Annotated in this window: 16 protein-coding genes; 2 read left to right on the top strand and 14 right to left on the bottom strand. The window is 69.1% G+C overall.

The window, feature by feature from the left end; genetic code table 11:
* Nucleotides 1-75: 75 nt before the first annotated feature.
* The 9 genes from ACIP82_RS11805 to ACIP82_RS11765 all read right to left on the bottom strand — a co-directional run bounded on the left by ACIP82_RS11805 (nt 76) and on the right by ACIP82_RS11765 (nt 7,376).
* On the bottom strand, nt 76-924 hold the full coding sequence (locus ACIP82_RS11805) for a helix-turn-helix transcriptional regulator (protein WP_033260162.1): 849 nt from the start codon (nt 922-924) through the stop codon (nt 76-78).
* A 28-nt stretch (nt 925-952) separates the two neighbouring features.
* Nucleotides 953-1,477, bottom strand: a complete 525-nt coding sequence (locus ACIP82_RS11800) for a DUF6879 family protein (RefSeq protein ID WP_400653129.1) — start codon at nt 1,475-1,477, stop codon at nt 953-955.
* Nucleotides 1,449-1,709 (bottom strand): hypothetical protein, encoded by a 261-nt coding sequence (locus tag ACIP82_RS11795; protein ID WP_400653128.1) that lies wholly within the window; start codon nt 1,707-1,709, stop codon nt 1,449-1,451. Before ACIP82_RS11795 ends, ACIP82_RS11800 begins: the two co-directional genes overlap by 29 nt.
* A 173-nt stretch (nt 1,710-1,882) precedes the next feature.
* Entirely contained in the window at nt 1,883-2,107 is a 225-nt protein-coding gene (locus ACIP82_RS11790; RefSeq protein ID WP_400653126.1) for a hypothetical protein, read from the bottom strand.
* 670 nt (nt 2,108-2,777) lie between these two features.
* Complete coding sequence (locus ACIP82_RS11785) at nt 2,778-3,437, bottom strand: hypothetical protein (RefSeq protein WP_400653124.1); 660 nt, start codon at nt 3,435-3,437, stop codon at nt 2,778-2,780.
* 88 nt (nt 3,438-3,525) lie between these two features.
* Nucleotides 3,526-4,110: a hypothetical protein gene (locus tag ACIP82_RS11780; RefSeq protein ID WP_400653122.1), complete on the bottom strand. Its 585-nt coding sequence runs from the start codon at nt 4,108-4,110 to the stop codon at nt 3,526-3,528.
* Nucleotides 4,111-4,259: 149 nt separating this feature from the next.
* Nucleotides 4,260-4,634 carry a hypothetical protein gene (locus tag ACIP82_RS11775; RefSeq protein WP_400653121.1) on the bottom strand — a complete coding sequence of 125 codons (375 nt, stop codon included), beginning with the start codon at nt 4,632-4,634 and terminating at the stop codon, nt 4,260-4,262.
* 80 nt (nt 4,635-4,714) lie between these two features.
* Nucleotides 4,715-5,089: a hypothetical protein gene (locus tag ACIP82_RS11770; RefSeq protein ID WP_400653120.1), complete on the bottom strand. Its 375-nt coding sequence runs from the start codon at nt 5,087-5,089 to the stop codon at nt 4,715-4,717.
* A 502-nt stretch (nt 5,090-5,591) separates the two neighbouring features.
* A complete protein-coding gene (locus tag ACIP82_RS11765; RefSeq protein ID WP_400653119.1) occupies nt 5,592-7,376 on the bottom strand; it encodes a recombinase family protein in 1,785 nt (594 codons plus the stop codon).
* A gap of 270 nt (nt 7,377-7,646) precedes the next feature.
* Here ACIP82_RS11765 and ACIP82_RS11760 point away from each other — a divergent pair, with 270 nt between their 5' ends.
* A complete protein-coding gene (locus ACIP82_RS11760; protein WP_400653117.1) occupies nt 7,647-8,846 on the top strand; it encodes a D-alanyl-D-alanine carboxypeptidase family protein in 1,200 nt (399 codons plus the stop codon).
* Nucleotides 8,847-8,875: 29 nt separating this feature from the next.
* Here ACIP82_RS11760 and ACIP82_RS11755 read toward each other — a convergent pair whose 3' ends face one another.
* Both ACIP82_RS11755 and ACIP82_RS11750 read right to left on the bottom strand, forming a co-directional pair.
* Entirely contained in the window at nt 8,876-9,838 is a 963-nt protein-coding gene (locus tag ACIP82_RS11755; protein ID WP_400653115.1) for a YihY/virulence factor BrkB family protein, read from the bottom strand.
* Between the two features lie 66 nt (nt 9,839-9,904).
* Nucleotides 9,905-10,903, bottom strand: coding sequence for a glycosyltransferase family 2 protein (locus ACIP82_RS11750; protein WP_400653113.1), 999 nt, complete (start codon nt 10,901-10,903; stop codon nt 9,905-9,907).
* Nucleotides 10,904-11,076: 173 nt separating this feature from the next.
* Here ACIP82_RS11750 and ACIP82_RS11745 point away from each other — a divergent pair, with 173 nt between their 5' ends.
* A complete protein-coding gene (locus ACIP82_RS11745) occupies nt 11,077-14,649 on the top strand; it encodes a CDP-glycerol glycerophosphotransferase family protein (RefSeq protein ID WP_400653111.1) in 3,573 nt (1,190 codons plus the stop codon).
* A 115-nt stretch (nt 14,650-14,764) separates the two neighbouring features.
* Here ACIP82_RS11745 and ACIP82_RS11740 read toward each other — a convergent pair whose 3' ends face one another.
* The 3 genes from ACIP82_RS11740 to ACIP82_RS11730 are packed head-to-tail and all read right to left on the bottom strand — an operon-like array spanning nt 14,765 to nt 17,709.
* Nucleotides 14,765-15,316, bottom strand: coding sequence for a 2'-5' RNA ligase family protein (locus tag ACIP82_RS11740; RefSeq protein WP_363605588.1), 552 nt, complete (start codon nt 15,314-15,316; stop codon nt 14,765-14,767).
* Nucleotides 15,316-16,356: a tryptophan--tRNA ligase gene (gene trpS / locus ACIP82_RS11735; RefSeq protein ID WP_363605586.1), complete on the bottom strand. Its 1,041-nt coding sequence runs from the start codon at nt 16,354-16,356 to the stop codon at nt 15,316-15,318. Before trpS ends, ACIP82_RS11740 begins: the two co-directional genes overlap by 1 nt.
* Nucleotides 16,357-16,386: 30 nt before the next feature.
* Complete coding sequence (locus tag ACIP82_RS11730) at nt 16,387-17,709, bottom strand: hemolysin family protein (RefSeq protein ID WP_363605585.1); 1,323 nt, start codon at nt 17,707-17,709, stop codon at nt 16,387-16,389.
* Nucleotides 17,710-17,799: the final 90 nt, after the last annotated feature.

Here is a 17,799-nt window from a genome sequence, read left to right as displayed (position 1 = left end):
GCTCAGAACCGATGAGCAACACGCTAGGGACCTAGGCGAGTTGGACTCTACAAAGTTGCATGAGATTGCACGGATTCACCCCAGTGCCTCAATCGCCGACGTGATCAACGCCCTTGCCTGGGACCCGTGGACCGCCAGCTCTGCCAGCCTCTCGAACGCGCGCCCGTACTCTGCAATCTCGCTGGGGGTCTTGACATTGACTCCTGCCGTGAGCAGTTCCACGGCGACGTGCTGATCATCGAAAATATAGAACGCTTCCAGTGGCCAAATTCGGCGCGGTGCCGTGAACGGAATAATCCCGAGGCTGACCCGAGGAAGTGCCATCACTGCGAGGAGATATCCCAGCTGGGCCGCCATAGCCTCGGAATCACCAATTCGATAGCGCAGGACGGTTTCTTCCATCAACAGTGCGAATCGGTGATTTCCTTCGCGGATCACATGAGCCCTAGCCATGCGGGCCTCGACGGCCTCCGCGACATCATCCGGCGTGCCCTGAAATTCAGTGATGGAGGCCATGAGGGCAGTGGCGTATCCCGGCGTTTGAAGCATTCCTGGCACGACATTGGAAGCGTAAACGCGAAATTGGCGCGTGCGCTCCCAAAGGGGAACGACCTCTTCTTGTGCGCGGCGCATGCCATTGCGCTGCAACTTTTTCCACTGAACGTACATAGAGTCCGCAGTGCGATTTGCCGCAATAAGGTCATCCGCCTGCCCGGCCGCTCCGCACGCTTCACACCAGGAACGTATGTCAGCATCGGAGGGTGGGGTCTTCCCGTTCATAATCCGAGAGGACTTCGAGGGATGCCACCCACAGCGGATAGCCAGCTCCCGCCCCGTCAACCCTGCATCTAGGAGCAGTTCCCGCAGTCGGGCCGCCACGGCTTCGCGGGCGTCTTGAGCACTAGATGATGGAGATGAAGGCATGAGCTAGCTATCCGATATGTTTGATGGGTCAGACTTTGTACTCGTCGTGCGGGATTCCCGAAGCCCAGACCGCCGCAAATGCGGATGCGCACAGCTGGGCAACGTCCGGGGCAGCGCTCAGCTCCTGTCCCGCCCAATCACCGTTTCCAGTGAAGTGGTTGAACAGAACGATTTTCTCGTCAAAGAGCCAGAAGTCGTTTCCGGGGAGCGCGATCCCGGACGCCAGCCGACGGGGAAGCCATCGGATCTCCTCGCCCGCCGCAATGTTCACGACCGTGCCGGCGTGCTCCCACCGGATGTAATCCGTAACCGGCTCCGAAACAATGCGAGCGCGGCGAACCTTGACGCCCCGGGCTACCGTCTCAGAAATGACGGATACCCAGGGAGCCCAGTACGGCGACGTGGGATCAGAATCCCGATTTCCGGAGGTCACCCAGCGGTCGAAATCCTCGGACTCGTCGCCGACGCCGTATGCATCACGCATTTCTAGATGAACTGCGGAGTGCCTGGCATCTTTCAGAAGCTCAAAGAAGTCCGGCTCGCTCTGCGGCATCGCACGCCTCCCTCAGAATAGGAATCATTCGCGTGGGGAACCTGATCACGTCCTCGTTCTCAGGGATTTCGGTAGCGTGCCCGGGTGCCGTGTTCTGTTCACACTGTTCCTTCAAGGCCGGAGACGCCTTCCAGCCCAGGAACACGAGTTCCTTCTGTTCTGCGTCCACCCAGACAGTCGGTGATCCCTGCTGCTGCGTCTCGGGGTCGATCCCGATGAACTCTAGTGCCATCGTGCCCTCCGTGCTGTGCCGGTTGCATGGATGTGCACGACCATCACTCAAAGCGGCGATGTCGTCAAGGCAGCATGCAAGTTGATCATGCGTCAGCCCGAGAGGCGCGCGCCCGAAACAACGAAGGGCCCCCGTCCTGCCCAGCGAGGGGCGGAACGGGGGCAAGGGGCCGCTCAGCGGTCCGGGTAGGGCTTCCGGTGCCAGAGGCCCCGGGCGTCCTGCCAGAGTCCGGCGGTGGCCGGTGGGAGGCATCTGCGGGCGTTGTGCGGGCCGATGCGGTGGGCGTCGCCTGCTCGGGTGCTGGCGAACGTCTCGTGACAGGCCGGGCAGTGCTCGGCGCGCAGGCCGGACCACGCCCGGCCGCATGGCGGATGGACGAAGGGTGTGCGGATAGGCATCTCCAGTCTTGTTGCCAGGGTGGGTACTTGGTGGCCCGTGGCGAGTTCAGTGGACCCGTTGGGCCCCGGCCGGCTGTCGGGCCGACCAGGGCCCCGGGTGGCGCCTCTGTGGGGTGTTCTGGGGCTCGGCGGCCCTCACGTGTGCGTGGGCGGGCGCGCAGGTGCACCCGCGCTGTGCACGCGCGGGTGGGCCGGGCGGCGAATCAGGCGCTGGGCGAGGTCACAGCGGGTGACAGGCGGGCCCGGCCGGAACTCCCAGACCCGTAGAGAGGCTGATTCCTGCTATCGGCACCGATCCCTGAGAGAGGGGGAGGGGAGTCCTCCCCCACCCTCAGGTGCTACGCAACGTAACCAGGGTGCTCGGGTGGCTTGCGCAGCCGTGAGTACCGGCCGCCGGGCTTCCGGCCAGCAGCAGCGGCAAGGCCACCGTCACGGCCCGACTTCACCCCGTGGTGGTAGCCGCACAGCGCTTGCAGGTTGCTCGGGCTGTGGTCGTCGCCGGGGACCACGTGGTCACAGTCGGACGCCACCTCGGGGCAACGCTGGCCCGTGTCCGCCCGCATCCATTCGCACTGCCAGCCAGCGCGCTGCATGACGCTGCGGCGGAGCGTGGCCCAGTTACGCGGCAGGCGTGCCCGCCGGTCACTGCCCTCCCATGCCTGGCCCACGGTCACCAGCCTCGGGTGCCGAAAGCTGCCGACGGAATGGCCATCGGGTTGTGCTCCTCCGCCGGGTCGGCGTCGGGGCTCAGACGGCCGGGCAGGCCGCCGGGGTAGGTGGTCGAGTACTCCAGCCGGTCAGAGGCGATCCGGTCCAGCGCCCGCCGGTCGGTGTCCCACGTGATCCCGCCACGCGGGGCCATGATCCGCCACTGCCGCTCGTTCGCCCCCCACGGCTGGGCAAGGTCGCCGTCCATGTCCTCAACTGCCGTTGCGTAGATGCTGAGTTGATCCATGAGGGCCGTGAGTCGAGCGGTCGTGGCCAGCGCCTCGCTGCGGGTCTTCTCGACCTCTTCGCAGATCGTCTGTCGCCAGTCCGCGCGGGCGGCGATGGCTGCGGCCTTCACCGAGTGAGCCGCTTCGACGGCCAGTTCGTACAGCGGCGTCTGCTGACGCTCGGCCTCGGCAAGCTTGTTCTCCAGCGGCCCCCGGTTGGTGGCCTTGGGGATCGGCTTGCCGTCGCGGAGCGCGTCCTTGGCGGCCCTGGCGTCCTTCTCGTCCAGGCCCGCCAGCTCCACGCGGAGCGCGCCCACCAGGTCGTCCACGGCGTCCCGGCGCTCCCGAGTGCTCTCCAGCTCGGCGAGGGCGGCCCGGACGGAATCCGGAGTCATCAGGTCAACGTAATGCGGGATAGCCATTTCGGCCTGGGTGCGGAGCATTTCAAGGCGCTTTGCGCGTTCCCGCTCAGGCGTCAGGATCTCAGGCAAGGGTGTTCTCCATAGTCGTGTTGAAGGAATGCGATTCGATGAATTCGCGGTTCTCGGCAATGAGCGCATCGGCATTGCTGATCACGTCGGCCCGCTGCGCTACCTTTTCGGCGGCCATGTCGGCGGCATGGTTAGCGGCTTCGCGCTCGGCGCGTGCCGCGCTTTCGGCAGCTTCTCGGGCCTCGGCATCGGCGGCTTCCTGCTGCTCGGATATCTCGACCAACAGGCGCTCGACTGCATTCAGGACAGGGGTGTAGCTTCGCTGAGCCTCGGGCCGGTTGGGCGAGACGCCCAAAAGGAACTCATCGGCCGGCACGCGGATTCCGTCCCCGGTTTCCTTCGGGGAAACCTCGGCGGGGAACATTCCGCGTGCCGCCCCGCTGGCTGCCAGCACCAGCGGAATGGCGTACGGGATCGAGTGCCCGCCGGTCTTCTCGGCGTACGTGAGCACGGGGTCGGAAAGCCAGCCGATCACGGGCCGGTAGGCCAGCGAGGGGCGGCCCTCCGGCGAGAAGGTGAGGACGCTCGCCGTCGCCTCCAGGGCGGGCAGGAAGTTGGCGTTTCGGTACTCAGTCATTCACAGTCCTCCGCCGTGTCGTCGGTGTCGGTCGGGTCGTGCCAGAAGTGCCATCCGAATTGGCCGTTCCCCTTCGAGCCCTCCGGGTTGAGCACTCGGATAGGAGGGTTCGGACTGTCGGGAATTCCACTGCTCTCGGTCATCTGTATTCAGCTTCCCAGTCGGCGAGCCATGATGTTGGCGGCGAGCTTTATCGGGTCAATGTCCAGGTGCGAGGGCGGCTGATCCACTGCGCCGCCGGTCGGAACAAGTGACTTCGGCTGGGTATGCAGGTTTGCGGGCATGGAGCGAATAGCCTCCATGAGGCGATCGGCGTCCGCCTTGATCTCGGCCTCGGTGGTCCCGCTCAGTCGGCCAGCCAGCGCGAGAGAAAGGCCGGAGGACTTCGCCACCTTCTCCCGAATGGCGGTGACCTCCGGCGAACTCACGTCCGCCGAAGTGCCCTGCGCGGGGCGGCCTTCCTCCGATTCGACTTCCTCCACGGCATTGGCAATGGCCGAGTTCACGAGTTCCCTGCGATCCATTAAGTGATCCTTTCGAGTTTCTGCATGCAAAAGCCCCGTTCCGCCGATCAGTGGCGAAACAGGGCTCGATCAGTAGCTATTCAGTTAGAGGCGGCAGCCTTACGCAGCCGGTACGCCTTCTGGCTGTGGGCGTTCGAGCAGTACTTGCGGGCCCGGCCTTCACCTTCCCAACCGGCGTTGTTCCCGCAACCCTCCAGGGCGCACACGACGTCCCAGCGCGCCGCCTCGGCCTCCAGGTACCGGGACCGAGCAGTGTGCACCTCACACCAGGCCCCACGGCCGTTGGCGTAGTCCGCACAGTTTCCGCAGACATCGCAGAGACGCCCGATGCGCTCAGCGTTCGTCAGCTTGGCGTTTCGCTTGAGTGCCTGCCGACACGCGTTCGAACAGACGGCGCGCTGGCGGCCCCGCAGGGCCTTCCCGCACCGATCACAGGCGGTTCCGATGATCAGCATGACCAGGCTCCCGGGACGGTGTTGGGAAAGTGGGGTAGTGGTGATACAGGTTCCCCAGTTACCCCTACAGAGCTATACGGGAGTACTGCTATAGGTAGATACGGAAGTAGGTACAACACTCACTCTCTTTCCTAACGAGACCACCCTGCGACCGGCGTCCGCTGACGTAGGTAGTAACGGGGGGTGGTTAATGGATTGGGCCGCCAGCGCTGGCGCACGACGCACGGGGTCTGTAGGACCCCCACAGCGCGTATCGGACGGCCCCCAAGCAGCATCAGGGCCCGCGCTGCTCGCCGGCCTGGCGGGGTCCTACAAACCGCGCTGTGGCGGGCATCACAGCGGCCGATCCGCCACCACGGGCAGCGAGCGGGCAGAGCGGCCCTGACCGGGGGTTGCAGCGGGGCCCCCTTAGGCGGGCACTGTCACGGCCCTGCGAGGCACCCTGAGGGCATGCGAAAGCCCCGTCCCGGCCGGACGGCCAGAACGGGGCTGCGAGGAATGGTCAGACGACCATCAGGGAACGGTTGTGTCCAGTCATATGCGCCAGCTCCTCGGGCGTGGGTGTCGGCCGCCAATCCAACGTCACCCGATCGGCAACGGGGATCACTGACCGGTCTGCGCGCCGCCCAGGGCCTACAGCCACGCCGGAGAGGAACAGATTGAGGAATTGCCGACGCTTGACGATGTCCCATCCCGCCCATGCGGACTCCGGCCCCAGCGGGTCATCGTCAGCAGCAAACCATTCCGATGGGATGCGGATGGCTTTCGCCGACTTCTCATCCAGTTCCCGCAGGCGCTCAAGGCACCTCTCCTCGTACGCCTGGTATTGCAGCATGGTGCCCCGGAATGCCACTGTTCCGCGCTCTCCCTTGTAGATTCCGGCCTTCCGGTCCTCATACAGCTCTGCAATGGATTGCCGGACGTGCTCAAGGTGGGCCTGTGTTTCGGAACGCTCGCCCTCGACTCCAGCGAGGTCCTGCTGTTCTGCAAATCGTGCAGCGGCCGCCACCAACCATGCCTGGTCTTCGGGGTCCGAGAGATCGGCGTTGCTGATCTTTGCCCAAACCCGGCGGGCAACGTGGTCGTCAAGATGAGTGATCTGCACCGAAAGGCCGCCATGTCCAATGGGATTCGCGCAGTTGTAGTAGCGCCCACTCTTTCCCATCGACCCCTCGCACATTTCGCAGCGGGAAAACTTCCATCCGGAAAGCAATTCCGGCGCGCTGTTCTCGTACTGCCGCTCGGCAAGGCCGCGCTCGCCACGCTTCTCCTGAAGCTCCAACCACACCTGGCCGGGAATGATGCCCTTGTGAGGCGCCAGAGGGACCCCTGACCCGTCCCGGGCGATGACATTGACCAATGTTCCCTTGGGGCCCTTTGGGACGCGCACGGAGGCGAATCCGCCGATGCAGGGATGCGTGAGGATGTGACGTACGGTCTGTGCCCGCCAAATGATCCCGGTCCGCTGTCGCCCGGGGAATCCGCGCTCCCGGACTGCCTTTTTGCGCGCCTCGGTGTTTCGCTGTGCCCTGGTACCCGGGGCTGGCATGTCTTCCTTGTTCATGGTTGCCGCAATGCGATTGTCGGCATAACCCTTGAAGGAAAGGTCAACCAGCTTGCGGACGACATCGGCGTATGCCATTCCCGCCTCTTCCCAATAGTCCTCATCAGGCTCAAGCGTGGTAACGGTAAGTTTCCCTATCACCTCTCGGCGCGCCTTCATGCCGAAAGGCGGAGAGGAGGAATGGCGTCCGCCAACGGCTTGGATCTCTTCCTTTGCCCCGGCAGTACGGGCGGCTTTGATGTCGGAATCCTGCTTGGCCAGTGCGGCGATGAGTGCAAAGATCGCTTCACCGACCGGATTGCTGGTGTCAAGGAAAGGCTCCTGAACACTGACAAGTCGCACGCCGTGCTCGCGTAGCTTCTTGTCAATCGTCATGGCCTCGTAGGCGCCCTGGCGAGTAAGGCGCGAAAGCTCATTGACGACAATGACGTCCAGTTCTCCGCGTTCAACGGAGAGCATCATTTCTTCAAAGTCGGGGCGGACCACCTTCGGGTCCCATCCCGACTTGCCCACGTCCTTGTACTCCCTGACCACCTGCCACTTGCTGGTGGCACGCGCAGCGACCAGGGCGTGACCGGCGCTCAGCTGAGCCTCAGGGGACGCCTCCGAGGCATCCGGCCGCTTGCTGGACTGACGGGCGTACAGCCCGACCCTGACGACGTCTAGTTGGTCTGAAGGGATACCCGGGGAGAGGAACGTTGGCCTGTCCTGAGCCTGCCGCACGGTCTGACCTGCGCTTTCCGCTGTCTCGAAGCTGTCCTGGGTACCTTCTCATCAAAGGTAGTCCAGATGATCATGGACCAGACGCCGAAGGCGGTCAGGAACCAGGAGGTACGGCGGCTGAGCTTCATGGTGGTCCTCGGCGGGCGGCGGTGTGCAGACGGTGTGCTCCCAGTATGCGCGGGCGGCCGGTCGGCGTACGGCGGGCCCCTCCTGCGGGGGACAGAGCCGGAGTGGCGAACAACGAATCCCCGGAGTGGGTACGGTCTGCTGGTGCCCACTCGCCGTAAGCTCACGCACCTGCTCGCCGCGGTCGCCGCGGCCCTCCCGACCCTCCTGGCCACCCCCTCCGCCGTCGCGGCCCCGTACGCACCCGCTCCCCCGCCGGCCGCGGTGGGCGGCGAACGGCTGGGGCTCCCCGGGGCCCAGGTGGCCCCACTGGCCGGCGCCCCCGCGTTACCGGGCGGCCTCACCGGGCAGTCCTGGATAGTCGCCGACGCGGCGTCAGGAGACGTGCTGGCGGCCAGCAATCCGCATCTGCGGCTCGCCCCGGCCAGCACCCTGAAGATCCTCTTCGCCGACACCGTGCTGCCCAAGTTCGACCGCAACACGGTGCACAAGGTCCGCGACGAGGAGATCACCGGGATCGGCGCCGGCAGCAGCCTGGTCGGCATCAAGGAGAACCTGGAGTACCGGGTCGAGGACCTGTGGCGCGGGGTGTTCCTGAGCTCGGGCAACGACGCGGTGCACGTCCTGGCCCATATGAACGGCGGCATCCGGCAGACCGTGACCGAGATGCAGGCCCGCGCGGACGCCCTCCAGGCCCGCGACACCAGGGTGATCTCGCCCGACGGCTACGACATGGACGGCCAGGTCTCCTCCGCCTACGACCTCACCCTGTTCGCCCGGTCCGGCCTGCGCAATCCCGACTTCCGGACGTACTGCGCCACCCGGGAGGCCCAGTTCCCCGGCGCGGTCGACAAGAACACCGGCCAGCGCGGCAGCTTCGGGATCGCCAACACCGACCGGCTGCTCGGCAAGTACCCCGGCCTGATCGGGGTGAAGAACGGTTTCACCACCAACGCCGGTTCGACCTTCGTCGGCGCGGCCCAACGGAACGGGCGCACCCTGCTGGTGACGGTGATGCACCCGGACACCTACCAGAAGGTCTACGACGAGACGGCGGCGCTGCTGGACTGGGGCTTCGCGGCGGCCGGCAAGGTCACCCCGGTCGGGCGGCTGGTGGACGAGGCCCCGGCCGACGGCGTCGAGCCCACACCGACCGGGCAGGCGGGCGGCACCACCGGCCAGCCCGCGCCGCCGCCGCGCACCTCGACGGCGGCCCAGCCGGCGGCCGGCGCCGACGGGGAGTCCGGGATCGGCCTGGCCGGCCGGCTGGGGATCGCCCTGGCCTTCGTGGTGGTCGGCGGCGGGGCGCTGGTCCTGCTCTGGCGGCGCGTCCACGCCGACTGATCCGGTGGGGGAGCCCGTGCGGCCCGGCCTCAGCCCTGATCCTGAGGCCGGGCCTTCCCCTGCTCCGCCGCGGCCGCCCCGGCCCGGTCCGCCTCCGTCAGCATCGCCCGGGCCCGCTCGCGGGCCCGGTCCCGGGCGGCGGCCGGGTCGGCCAGGGCCGTCCAGGCGACGCAGTACATCAGCAGCCGGCTGACGAAGTTGATCCACAGGAGCAGCGCCACCGGCACGCCGAAGGCCCCGTACAGGCTCTTGCCGGCGACCGATCCCAGGTAGGAGGCGAGCAGGATCTTCAGCAGCTCGAAGCCGACCGCGCCGATCAGCGCGCCCTGCAGCACGTCACGCCGGTGCTGGCCGCCGATCCGGGGGAAGGGCGCCAGCAGGTAGGCGAAGAGCAGGGTGTCGGAGGCGACCGCGATGAGCAGGCCGACGGCGGTCAGCAGATAGCCGCCGGGCCCGCCGGTGCCCAGGCCGATCCAGTCGGCGATCCGGCCCGCCAGGGTCGTCCCGGCGGCCGAGGCGGCCAGCGAGAACAGCGAGACCACGCCGAGGCCGAACAGCACCGCGCAGTCCCAGGCCTTGCGCAGCACCGGGTTGCCGTCGTCCTCGGGCAGCTGCCAGATGTCCCGGATCGAGGTGCGCATGGTGTCCACCCAGCCGAGGCCGGAAACCAGCAGCAACAGGCCGCTGACCAGCCCGACGGTACCGGCGTTGGCCACCAGCGACGGCAGGTTGAGCGCGTCCGAGATGCCGGGCAGCTGGTCGGAGACGCGCTTCTCGATGTCGGCGACCCGGCTGTCGGTGAGGGTCGCGACCGCGATCGCCAGCGCCACGGTGAGCAGCGGGAACAGCGCGAGGAAGCCGAAGAAGGTGACCGCCCCGGCGAGCCGGTTGCCGCGGGCGGCGCTGAAGTGCTCGTACACCCGGTACGGGCGGCTGCGCAGGAGCCGGGCGACGAGCGGGCCGATCACCGGGAGGCGGGTGAGAAAGTCCACCGTCCGGTTATACCGGCCGCTCACCCGAACGGTCGTCAGGCTCCCCGGCCCGCCCCCGACAAAGGGTCAGCGGCCCACCAGGCGGCGGGCCCGGCCGAGCGCGCGGACCGTCTGGTAGGTGCCGTAGCAGCCCTGGCTGAGCAGCTCGGTGCGCAGGCCGGCCACCCCGGCCGGCGGCCGGTAGCCGGCCGGGCGCAGCCGGGCGCAGTGCGCGGCGGCCCGGCGGAAGTACTCGCGGCGGTCACCGGGCGGGATCCGGCCCGGCCTGGAGACCACGGTGTTGAGGTGGTGCAGCATCCGGCCGTAGACCACCGGGCGCCAGTGGTCCAGGTCGGGGCGGCCGTCCAGGAAGGCGAAGACCAGGTCGTACTGGGCGAAGACGTCGAAGTGCTTGCGGCTGGCGGTGGCGAGGATGTTGCCGCCCTCCTGGCGCTGGCGGTAGTGCACCCCGACCTGGTCGAGCAGGGTGATGCTCGCGGCGGCCAGCAGCGCCGGGTACGTCCAGGGGGTGTCCTCGTAGTAGCCCGCGGGGAAGGTGAGGCCCTGTTCGGTGATGAAGCCGCGGCGGTACGCCTTGTTCCAGACCACCTGGAGCAGGTCGAGCAGGTCGGGGCGGGCGGCGAGGCCGAAGACCTCCGGGGAGGCGGCGCCGAAGACGTGGGCCGAGGCGGCCCGGGTGATCCGGCCCTCGGCGTAGGTGCGGGCGTAGTCGTAGACCAGGATGTCCGGGTCACCGCCGGCCGCGAGCCGGTCGTCGACGGCCTTCAGCAGGCCGGGGGTGAGCGTGTCGTCGCTGTCCAGGAAGACCACGTACTCGCCGGTGGCGACCGCCAGGCCGGCGTTGCGGGCCCGGCCGAGGCCGACGTTCTCCGGCAGGTGGAGCACCCGGACGCGGGGGTCGCGCGCGGCGGCCCCGTCGAGCATCGCGCCGCAGCCGTCCGGGGAACGGTCGTCCACCGCGATCAGTTCGAGGTCCGGTCCGCCCTGGCCGAGCACGGAGTCGAGGCACTCGGTGAGGTACTCCTGGACCTGGTAGACGGGGACGATGACGCTGAAGCGGGGCATGGGCACAGCGTAGTGGCCGGGCCCCGGCCCGGGCCCATCGCGTCCGGCCTCCGGCGGCCCGGGGGCCCGGAAGGCCGGACGGTAGGATCGACGGGCACGTACGCACCGGTTCAAAGTGCGGTCAGACCCGACCGGGCTGCCACGCTCCTTCCCAAGAAAGGCCTGCGTAGCCGATGGCTCCCCGCCTCTCCATCGTCGTTCCGATCTACAACGTCGAGCGCTATCTCGTCGAATGCCTCGACTCGATCGCCGCCCAGACCTTCACGGACTTCGAGTGCGTCATGGTCGACGACGGTTCGAAGGACGGCAGCGCGGCGCTCGCCGATGCGTACGCGGCCAAGGACTCCCGGTTCCGCCTGGTCCGCCAGGTGAACAAGGGCCTCGGCGCGGCCCGCAACACGGGTATCCGCCACATCGACCCGGACTCCGAGTTCCTCTGCTTCGTCGACAGCGACGACTCGATGCCGCCGAGCGCGTACGAGCTGATGATCAACACGCTGGACGAGACCGGCTCCGACTTCGCCACCGGCAACGTGCTGCGGTTCCGCGCGGTGGGCTACTACCAGTCCGGCGGCCATGTGAAGCCGTTCAAGGAGACCAGGCTCAAGACCCACATCACCGAGATCCCCGCGCTGGTCACCGACCGCACGGCCTGGAACAAGGTGTACCGCCGCTCCTTCTTCGACGCGGCCGGCCTGCTCTACCCCGAGGGCATCCTGTACGAGGACGCCCCGGTCAGCGTGCCGCACCACTACCTCGCCAAGAGCGTGGACGTGCTCTCCGAGCCGATCTACCACTGGCGTGAGCGCGAGGTCGGCGAGATGTCGATCACGCAGATGCGCACCAACCCCAAGGGCCTGATCGACCGGGTGGCCTCGGTGGAGCTGGTCCGCGGCTGGCTGAAGAAGCAGACCGACCCGCGCTTCGCCCAGTACCTGCACTCCTACGACGAGAACACCCTCGTCGAGGAGATCCCGATGTTCTTCTGGTCCGTCGTGGACGGCGACAAGGAGTACCGGGACGCCTACCTCAAGCACGTCAGCCGGCTGCTCCGGGCGATCGGCCCCGAGCACGTCCGCAAGCTGCGCGCGCCGCTGCGGCTGAAGTACCACCTGACCCTCCAGGGCCGGATCGACGAGTTCGTCGAGCAGATGAAGTTCGAGGGCGAGAGCAACGGCGGCGCTCCGGCGCGCGGCCTGCTGCGCCCGTACGCCGACTACCCGTTCCTGCGCGGCGGGCGCAAGAGCGTGCCGGCCGGCGTCCTCAAGCTGGACAACTCGCTGGTCATGCGCAGCCGGCTGTACGAGTCGGCCTGGGTCGGCGGCAGGCTCCAGCTGACCGGGCACGCCTACCCGGAGCAGCTCGGTGCCGAGAACCGGCACGACATGGTCAAGGTGCTGGTGCTGCGCGAGGCCAAGGGCCGCCGGGTGCTGGCCGTGCCGACGAAGGCGCAGTACAGCCCGGAGGCCACCGCCAGCTCCAAGCACGACCTGTACAACTGCGACTGGGCCGGTTTCACCGCCAGCATCGACCCCAAGCGGCTGAAGCAGCGGGGCCAGTGGAAGGACGGCAACTGGCGGGTGCTGGTGGCCGGCGCCGGCAAGGGCGGCGTCTACAAGGGCCGGATCTCGGCCGGCTGGAGCGACACCGCGCAGTACATCCCGGCGCACTGGGTCGAGCCGGACGTGCGGATCGTGCCGTGGGTCCGCGACGGCCACGTCTACCTGCGGGTGGAGAACGTGCGCGCCCGGGTGACCGGCCTGGCCGGACAGGGCGGCCGGGTGGAGCTCTCCGGCGCGGCCCGCTCCGGCCCGGACCTCGCCGGGGCCCGGTTCAAGCTCACCCACGTCGAGTCCGACCGCGAGCTGCTGTACCCGCTGGAGCTCGGTACCCCCGTCGGGATGCTCCAGCCGTTCAGCACCTCCTTCCCGGTGGACGAGCTGACCGCCGTCCGCGAGGCCTGGGCCGCGCTCGACCCGGTCGCCAACGAGCGCAGCCGCGACCGCTGGGACACCGCCCTGCTGCTCGCCGACGGCTCCACCGTCCCGGTGGCGCTGGACGACCGCAGCGCCCCCGAGCGGCTGCACCTCGCGCTGAACCCGCTGGCCCCGGTCCACGAGCGCCGCGCGCTGTACTCCAAGCCCTCCCCCGGCGGCTACCTCCAGCTCTCCGACCAGCTGCTGCAGCCGGTGGTGGAGGAGGTCGCCTCCCGCGGCGCCGACGGCTTCCTGCTCAGCGGCACCTTCCCGCTGCCCGGCACGCACCGCTGGGAGCTGGTGGTCCGGCACAACTGGCGGGAGGAGGAGCACGCGTACCCGGTGGAGATCGCGGACGGCCGGTTCCGGGCCGCGCTGCCGCCGGTGCCGACGGCCTCCTTCGCCGGCCAGGTGCCGCTCGCCCAGGGCACCTGGGACGTCTTCTTCCGCCCGGTCGGCGCCCAGGCCGGCATCACCGCGCAGTCTCCCGCGCTGATCGCGCCCGAGTGCTTCGGCTCGCTGCCGCTGGAGGTGGAGTCGCGCGGCAAGCGGATCGTGCTGGAGCGCCGCCACTACGACGGCCTCTCGCTGGAGTCGCACTCCGCGCTGCTGCCCGAGGAGCGCAGCGGCTACCGGCAGCGCCAGCTGCGCGGTGTCGACTACCCGGCCGCCCGCCGGCACCCGCTGCGCGACACCGTGCTCTACAACGTCGCGCTCGGCGGGCTCTACGCGGACTCGCCGCGGGCGATCCACGAGGAGCTGGTCCGCCGGGGCCTGCCGCTGGAGCACCTGTGGGGCAGCGACGACCTGCAGGCCGAACTGCCGCAGACGACCGGCGCGATCCGGCTCTGGAGCCCCGAGTGGTTCGAGGCGCTGGCCACCGCCAAGTACATCGTCACCAGCGCGCACCTGCCGGACTTCTTCGTCCGCCGCCCCGGCCAGGTGGTCGTGCAGACCTGGCACGGCAGCCCGCTGAAGCAGATCGGGTACGACTTCGAGAAGGTCTGGTTCACCGACGCCAACTACCTGAAGGGCGTCGCCAAGGAGGTCCCGAACTGGAACCTGCTGGTCGCCGGGAGCCGCTTCGCGGCGCCGGTGCTGCGCCGCGCGTTCGACTTCAAGGGCGAGATCCTGGAGAGCGGTTCGCCGCGCAACGACCTGCTGTTCGCCCCCGACCGGGAGAAGACCGCCGAACAGGTCCGCGAGCGGCTCGGTCTGCCCGAGGGCAAGAAGGTGGTGCTGTACGCGCCGACCTTCCGGGAGGACCGCCGCCGTCCGAACGGCGGTTACCAGCTGGACCTGCGGATCGACCTGGAGGCCGCCAAGGCCGCCCTCGGCGACGACCAGGTGCTGCTGGTGCGCCGGCACAGCGTGATGTGCGGTCAGATCCCCGGCGCCGGCAACGGCTACATCTGGGACGTGGGCAGCTACCCCGACATGGCCGAACTGCTGCTGGTCGCCGACGTGCTGGTCACCGACTACACGGCGACGGTGTTCGACTTCGCCGCGACCGGCAAGCCGATGCTGTTCTTCACGTACGACCTGGAGCACTACCGCGACAACCTGCGCGGCTTCAGCATCGACTTCGAGTCGGAGGCGCCCGGCCCGCTGCTGGCCACCTCCGAGGAGCTGGTCGCCGCGCTGGGCCGGGTGGACGAGCTGGCCGGCGAGTACGCCGGCAAGTACACGGCGTTCCGCGAGGCGTACTGCGACCTGGACGACGGCCAGGCCGCCGCCCGCGTGGTGGACGGCATGCTCCGGCAGGAGTAGCGGCGGCGCTCCGCCGCACCCTCCGAGGCGCCCGACGCGACGACCGCGTCGGGCGCCTCGGCGCTCTCCGGCGGCCGGCCACACGCTCGCGGATCCGGGGCGGGCCGGCCTCCGGTCAGGCGAAGGAGTAGCCCCGCCAGGGCCGCCAGACCTCGTCGGCGTCGAACCGGGAGAGGCCGAACCCCGGCACCGGGAAGGACGCCTGGAAGGCCCGGGCCTGCTCGTGGGCCTGGTCCAGCACGTCGTCCGACAGGCCGTGCGCCACCGTGACGTGCGGGTGGTAGGGGAAGGCCAGCTCCCGGGCCAGCGGGCCGGAGCGGATGTCCGCCTCCAGCAGCCGGCACTCCTGCGTGCCCTCCTCGACCCGGACGAAGACCACCGGCGAGACCGGGCGGAAGCTGCCGCCGCCCCGCAGCACCATCCGGAACGGCCGGTGCGCGGCGGCCACCGCCGCCAGGTGCTCCTCGATCTTCGGCAGCAGCGCGGCCGGCACCTCGGTCGGCGGCAGCAGCGTGACGTGCGTGGGTATCGACCGGGCCAGCGGATCGCCGTGCCCGGCCCGCGCGTCCTGGATCGCCGAGCCGTACGGATCCGGGACGCTCACGGACACGCCGATGGTGACGACCTCGGGGAGGTCGCCACCACCGGGCAGGCTCGCGAGCGGCATCACCGCTTGGCGGCCGGGAGGAAGCCGATCCGGTCGTACACCGTCTCCAGCGTCTGCGACGCCACCGCGCGGGCCTTCTCGGCCCCGATCGCCAGCACCCGGTCCAGCTCGGCCGGGTCGTCCAGGAAGGTGTGGGTGCGCTGCTGGAAGGGCGTCACCCACTCGGTGAACAGCTCGGCCAGCTCGGTCTTCAGGGCGCCGTACATCCGGCCCTCGAAGTGCGCGACCAGCTGGTCGATCGACTGGCCGCTGAGCGCGGAGTGAATGCGCAGCAGGTTGGAGACGCCGGCCTTCTCCTCCTCGTCGTAGGAGACGACGGTGCCGGTGTCGGTGACGGCGCTCTTGAACTTCTTGGCGCTCGCCTTCGGGTCGTCCAGCAGGTTCACCAGGCCCTTGGCCGAGGAGGCGGACTTGCTCATCTTGGCGCCCGGGTCCTGGAGGTCCAGGATCTTGGCCGTCTCCTTGAGGATGTACGGCTTGGGCACCGTGAAGGTGGGCCGGTAGCGGGTGTTGAAGCGCTCCGCGAGGTCACGGGTGAGCTCCAGGTGCTGGCGCTGGTCCTCGCCGACGGGCACCGCGTCCGCCTGGTAGAGCAGGATGTCGGCGATCTGGAGGACCGGGTAGGTGAAGAGGCCGACCGAGGTACGGTCGCTGCCCTGCTTGGCGGACTTGTCCTTGAACTGGGTCATCCGGGCGGCCTCGCCGAAGCCGGTGAGGCAGTTCATCACCCAGGCGAGCTGCGCGTGCTCGGGCACGTGGGACTGGACGAACAGGGTGCAGTGCTCCGGGTCCAGGCCCGCGCCGAGCAACTGGGCGGCGGAGATCCTGGTGTTCTGGCGCAGCGTCGCCGGGTCCTGCTCGACGGTGATCGCGTGCAGGTCGACCACCATGTAGAAGGCGTCGTTGGCCTCCTGGAGATCGACCCACTGGCGCACCGCGCCGAGATAGTTGCCGAGGTGGAACGAGCCGGAGGTGGGCTGGATGCCGGAGAGCACCCGGGGACGGTCCTTGACCGGACCAGTGACCGCTGCGTTGACCATGGGGGTCATTGTTCCAGTTCCACCGACCGGTCAGGAAACCTCTGCCCCGGGAGGTTCCGGCAGTGTGACGGCACTCACCCTGACCCGGGCGATCCGGCGGCCCTCCAGCTTCGCCACCGTCAGCAGGACGCCGTCGGCCCCGTCGGCGATCCGGACGTGGTCGCCGTCGGCCGGCAGCCGGCCGAGCGCCGCCACCAGGCAGCCGGCCACCGTCTCGTACGGGCCCTCGGGCAGGGCGACGCCGGTCTCCTCGGCGAAGTCGCCCAGGTTCAGCAGGCCGTCCAGCTCCATGCCGCCGCCGGCCAGCCGGCGGGTGGTGGTGGGCTCCTGGGAGTCGTACTCGTCGCGGATCTCGCCGATCACCTCCTCGACCAGGTCCTCCAGGGTGACGATGCCGGCGGTGCCGCCGTACTCGTCCACCACGATCGCCAGGTGATGGCCCTCACGGCGCATCTCGCCCATCGCCGCCAGCACCCGTTTGGTGCCGGGCAGCAGCTTGACCGGGCGGGCCAGGTCGCGGACCTTCACGGCCTGCTCGCCGCGGGCGCCGTAGAGGTCGCGGACGTGGACGAAGCCGGTCACCGCGTCGTAGCTGCCCTCGACCACCGGGTAGCGCGAGTGCGGGGAGGAGTCGGCCTGCTCGCGGACCTCGGCCAGCGGGCGTTCGGCGTCCAGGAAGGTCACCTCGGTGCGCGGGACCATCACCTCGCGCAGCTGGCGCTCCCCGGCGGAGAACACGTCCGCGATCAACGCCCTTTCGTCGCTGCCGAGTTCGGTGTTGGTGGCGACCAGGCCGCGCAGCTCCTCGGAGCTCATCGAGCCGCGCCCGGCCGCCGGGTCGCCGCCGAGCAGGCGGACCATCAGGTTGGTGGAGTGCCCGAGCAGCCAGATCACCGGGCGCAGCGCCACCGACATCACGTCCACCACCGGTGCGGCGAGCACGGCGATGGAGTCGGCCCGCTGGAGGCCGATCCGCTTGGGGGTGAGCTCGCCGAGCACCAGCGAGGCGTAGCTGATCAGCAGGGTCAGCCCGACCAGGGCGAGGGCGTCGGCGACGCCCTCGGAGAGCCCGGCCCGGACGAACAGCGGCGCCACCTTGCCGGCCAGGGTGTCCGCGCCGAAGGCGGCGGACAGGAAGCCCATGCAGGTCACGCCGACCTGGACGGCGGCCAGGAACCGGTTCGGGTCGGCCGCGAGGTGCGCGGCCCGGGCGGATCTGCGGGTGCCGCGCGCCGCCAGCGATCTGATCTGGCCCTCGCGCAGCGAGATCAGCGAGATCTCGGCGACGTTGAACAGCCCGCCCAGCATGATGAAGACGAGGACGAGCGCCGCGTCCTCGAGGGTTTCGGTCACAGCGGGTCAGTGTAGGACCGGCCGGCGGCCGGGGACGGGACGCCGCGTGGACCGGCCGCCGGCCGGTCCGCACGACGGCCCGCCTCCTCC

The organism is Kitasatospora sp. NPDC088548, from assembly GCF_044753005.1.
Lineage (GTDB): Bacteria > Actinomycetota > Actinomycetes > Streptomycetales > Streptomycetaceae > Kitasatospora.
This window is presented reverse-complemented; position numbering and strand designations above follow the sequence as displayed.